Source organism: Streptomyces sparsus, assembly GCF_054776295.1.
This window is the reverse complement of sequence record NZ_BAAHCA010000364.1, coordinates 1-4,587: the sequence shown is the minus strand read 5'-3', so window position 1 is coordinate 4,587 and position 4,587 is coordinate 1. Positions and strand designations below refer to the sequence as shown.

Sequence of the window (4,587 nt, the reverse complement as noted above, 5' to 3'; positions counted from 1 at the left end):
GTGGGGCCGCTCAGTCGAAGGGGCGGGCCGGCCAGGGGGCGTCTGCGGGGCGCAGCGCCTCGATGCCGTCCCCGGCGAGCGCGGCGCTGAGCGAGAGCACCCCCACGGCCAGGCAGTTGTTGTGCAGGTCGCCGGCGAGCACACCGCGGACCAGGTCGGGCAGCGGCACCCGGGCGATCTCCATGTCGGACTCCTCGTCCGCCACCTCGAAGCGCTCGCCCGTCGCCTCGGTGAGCTCACGGGCGAGGAAGATCCGTACCGCCTCGTCGCAGCCGCCCGGGGTGGTGTAGACGTCCGTCAGCACCCGCCAGTCGGCGGCCTTGACGTGGGCCTCCTCGTAGAGCTCCCGTTCGGCGGCGTGCAGCGGGTTCTCGCCCGGTACGTCCAGCAGGCCGGCGGGGATCTCCCACAGCTTGTGCCGGACGGGGTGCCGGTACTGGCTGAGCACCAGCACCCTGTCCTGCTCGTCGAGCGCCAGTACCGCGACCGAGCCCGGGTGCACCTGGTAGTCGCGGCCGGCGACGGACCCGTCGGGCATGACGACCTCGTCGGTGCGCACACTCGTCTTGGCCCCGACGAACGGGGTGGAGGACGCGACGACCGTCCAGTGCTCGGCGGTGTCCCGCAGTCCGGCTGCCATCAGGCCTCCTTCTCCGCGACGCGCTCGGCGTCCTTCTCCAGCCGCGCTACCGCGGCCTTGATGAGGCCGGCGAACAGCGGGTGCGGCCGGGTCGGGCGGGACCGCAGTTCCGGGTGGGCCTGGGTGGCGACGAGGTAGGGGTGCACCTCACGCGGGTACTCGACGTACTCGACCAGCTTGTTGTCGGGAGACGTGCCGCAGAAGTGCAGACCGGCCTTCTTCTCCAGCTCGCCCCGGTAGGCGTTGTTCACCTCGTAGCGGTGCCGGTGGCGCTCCTCCACGTAGGGCTCACCGCCGTAGACCTCCCGCACGATGGAGCCCTCGGCGAGCTTGGCCGGGTACATGCCCAGCCGCATCGTGCCTCCCATGTCGCCGTCACCGGCCACGATGTCCAGCTGCTCGGCCATGGTGGAGATGACCGGGTGGGCGGTGGCCTGGTCGAACTCGGTGGAGTTGGCGTCCTTGATACCGGCCAGGTTCCGGGCCGCCTCGATGACCACGCACTGCAGGCCCAGGCACAGGCCGAGCAGCGGCACGCCGTTGAGCCGGGCGTAGGTGATCGCCTCGACCTTGCCGTCCACGCCTCGGTCGCCGAAGCCGCCGGGAATGCAGATCGCGTCCACGTCGGCGAGCTGCTCGGCGGCGCTCGCGGCCGTCCCGCAGTCGTCGGAGGTGATCCACTTGATCTTCACCCGGGTCCGGTTGGCGAAACCGCCCGCACGGATCGCCTCGGTCACCGAGAGGTAGGCGTCGGGCAGGTCGATGTACTTGCCGACCAGCGCCACGGTGACCTCGTGGTCGGGACGGTGCACCCGGCCCAGCAGGTCGTCCCACTGGGTCCAGTCCACGTCCCGGAACGGCAGGTCCAGGCGGCGCACGACGTAGGCGTCCAGGCCCTCGCCGTGCAGGACCTTGGGAATGTCGTAGATGGACTTGGCGTCGATCGCCGCGACGACGGCCGCGTCGTCCACGTCGCACATCAACGAGATCTTGCGCTTGATGGCGGTGGGCACCTCGCGGTCCGCCCGCAGCACGATCGCGTCCGGCTGGATGCCGATGCTGCGCAGTGCGGCCACCGAGTGCTGGGTCGGCTTCGTCTTCAGCTCACCCGAGGGGCCGATGTAGGGCAGCAGCGAGATGTGCACGACGAAGACGTTGTCCCGGCCCACCTCGTGCCGGACCTGCCGCACGGCCTCCAGGAACGGCAGCGACTCGATGTCGCCGACCGTGCCGCCGACCTCGGTGATGACCACGTCCACGTCGTCGTTGGCCATCCGGCGGATGCGGTGCTTGATCTCGTTGGTGATGTGCGGGATGACCTGCACGGTGTCGCCCAGGTACTCACCGCGGCGCTCCTTGGCGATCACCGTGGAGTAGACCTGGCCGGTGGTGACGTTGGCGGAGCCGTCCAGGTCGACGTCGAGGAAACGCTCGTAGTGGCCGATGTCCAGGTCGGTCTCGGCCCCGTCGTTGGTGACGAACACCTCGCCGTGCTGGAACGGGTTCATCGTGCCCGGGTCGACGTTCAGGTACGGGTCGAGCTTCTGCATCGTCACCCGCAGTCCCCGGGCCTTCAGCAGGGCGCCGAGGCTGGAGGCGGTGAGCCCCTTGCCCAGCGAGGAGGCGACGCCCCCGGTGACGAAGATGTGCTTGGTCGTCATGGACTTCGGCGGCATGGCCAAGAGGGGGCTCCCGTGGTCGCGAGGTGAGTGCGGACCGGTCCCCGCTTCGTTCGGCCGGGGTACCGTCGCTGCGGTTCGGGGGTTTTCAGCCCTCCGCTCCACGGGCTACCAGGGTAACAGCAGCAGGCACGGGTGCCGTGAGGCCACGAGCGCCCCCGCCTCCGCACATTCGGTCAACGATGTCACGTCACGGCCCGAGGCGTCCTATCGTGACCATCGAGCGGTTCCCAGGTTCCGCGTCATATCCTGCCCGGATACCCGTTCAGGCAGGACTAGCTATCGTGAAAGCACGTCCCACGGGGCGTCACCGCTGTTCGACTGGAGATGCACGTGGCCGGGCGCATCGAGGATTACGCACTCATCGGGGACATGCAGACAGCTGCCCTGATCTGCAGGGACGGCAGCGCCGACTGGCTGTGCCTGCCCCGCTTCGACTCGCATGCCGTTTTTGCGGGGTTGCTGGGCACCGAGGAGCACGGCTTCTGGCGCCTGGGTCCGGCGCCGACCGACGGCGGTGAGCCGCCGTACGCGACCCGGCGCCGCTACCGTGGTGAATCCCTCATCCTGGAGTCGGAGTGGGACACCCCGCGCGGCACCGTGCGGGTGACGGATTTCATGCCGCCGCGAGACGGCGCCCCGCAACTGGTGCGCATCGTGGAGGGCGTCAGCGGCCGGGTGCCGATGCGCTCGTCGCTGCGCATGCGGTTCTCCTACGGTTGGGTCGTGCCGTGGGTCCACAAGGTGGACAACCGCACCGTGGCGGTGGCCGGTCCGGACTCCGTCTGGCTGGACACCGAGGTGGAGACGCACGGCGAGGACCTCACCACCTACTCGGACTTCACCGTCGGTCCCGGCGAGCGGGTCGCCTTCACCATCAGCTGGCAGCCATCGCACAACGGTCCGCCGCCGCTGCCGGAGCCGGAGGTCGCCCTGGAGGCCACCGACGTCTTCTGGCGCGACTGGGTCGAGCACTGCACGTACCACGGCCCGTACCGGGAGGCCGTGGTCCGCTCTCTGATCACGTTGAAGGCCCTCACCTACGCGCCGACGGGCGGCATCGTCGCCGCCCCGACCACCTCGCTGCCCGAGGCGATCGGCGGGGTCCGCAACTGGGACTACCGCTTCACCTGGCTGCGGGACGCCGCGATCACCCTCTCCTCGCTGCTGCGCACCGGCTACCACGAGGAGGCGCGGGCCTGGCGGGAGTGGCTGCTGCGCGCGGTCGCCGGGGACCCGGAGAACCTCCAGATCATGTACGGCATCGCGGGCGAGCGGGAGCTCGGCGAGACGGAGCTGACCTGGCTGCCGGGCTACGAGCAGTCGCAGCCGGTTCGGATCGGCAACGGCGCGGCCGGGCAGCTCCAGCTGGACGTCTACGGCGAGGTCACCGAGGCGCTGCACCTGGCGCACATGACCGGGCTCGCCCGCAACGACTACGCCAGCCTGCTCCAGCTGAAGCTGATCCACTACCTCGAGGACCACTGGGACGAGCCGGACGAGGGCATCTGGGAGGTGCGCGGTCCCCGGCGGCACTTCGTGCACTCGAAGGTCATGGCCTGGGTCGCCGTGGACCGTACGGTGAAGCTGATCGAGTCCGGCGAGGTGGACGGCCCGCTGGAACGCTGGCGGGACCTGCGCGACGAGATCCACCGGGACGTGTGCGAGAAGGGGTACGACAAGGAGCGCAACACCTTCACGCAGTCCTACGGTTCGAAGGAGCTCGACGCCTCGCTGCTGCTCATCCCGCAGATGGGCTTCCTTCCCCCCGACGACAAGCGCGTCATCGGCACCATCGAGGCGATCCAGCGGGAGCTGTCCACCCCGGACGGCTTCGTGCTGCGCTACCCGACGGCCGGTGTGGGCGCGGGCGTGGACGGACTGGAGGGTGAGGAGGGCGCGTTCCTGGCCTGCTCCTTCTGGCTCGCCGACGACCTGGCCATGATCGGCCGGGTGGACGAGGCCAGGCGGCTGTTCGAGAAGCTGCTGGGACTGCGCAACGACCTCGGACTGCTCGCCGAGGAGTGGGACTCCAAATTGCAGCGCCAGGTCGGGAACTTCCCGCAGGCGTTCAGCCACGTGCCGCTGATCGACACGGCGCTGCGGCTCACCACGTCCGGCGCGTACGGCGGCTGAGTCCGCGCCGCGGGACTCACACCGTTTCACCGCCTCGGGCTCGCCGCCGGTTCACCCGTCCGGCCGAGCGCGGGCGGGCGGGAACCGGCCCGTGGCGGGTCCGGTGCGCCTCCCGGGGCGCGAAGCGGCCGG

Annotated in this window: 3 protein-coding genes; 1 reads left to right on the top strand and 2 read right to left on the bottom strand. The window is 70.2% G+C overall.

Translation table 11 applies throughout. The features are described from left to right. Positions 1-10 precede the first annotated feature (10 nt). Both ACYVE9_RS16415 and ACYVE9_RS16410 read right to left on the bottom strand, forming a co-directional pair. Positions 11-640 carry an NUDIX domain-containing protein gene (locus tag ACYVE9_RS16415; protein WP_461028607.1) on the bottom strand — a complete coding sequence of 210 codons (630 nt, stop codon included), beginning with the start codon at positions 638-640 and terminating at the stop codon, positions 11-13. Further along, on the bottom strand, positions 640-2,316 hold the full coding sequence (locus ACYVE9_RS16410; protein ID WP_461028606.1) for a CTP synthase: 1,677 nt from the start codon (positions 2,314-2,316) through the stop codon (positions 640-642). The genes ACYVE9_RS16415 and ACYVE9_RS16410 overlap by 1 nt, the downstream gene beginning before the upstream one ends. Positions 2,317-2,646: 330 nt before the next feature. Here ACYVE9_RS16410 and ACYVE9_RS16405 point away from each other — a divergent pair, with 330 nt between their 5' ends. After that, positions 2,647-4,455, top strand: a complete 1,809-nt coding sequence (locus ACYVE9_RS16405; RefSeq protein WP_461028605.1) for a glycoside hydrolase family 15 protein — start codon at positions 2,647-2,649, stop codon at positions 4,453-4,455. The last annotated feature ends 132 nt before the right edge of the window (positions 4,456-4,587 follow it).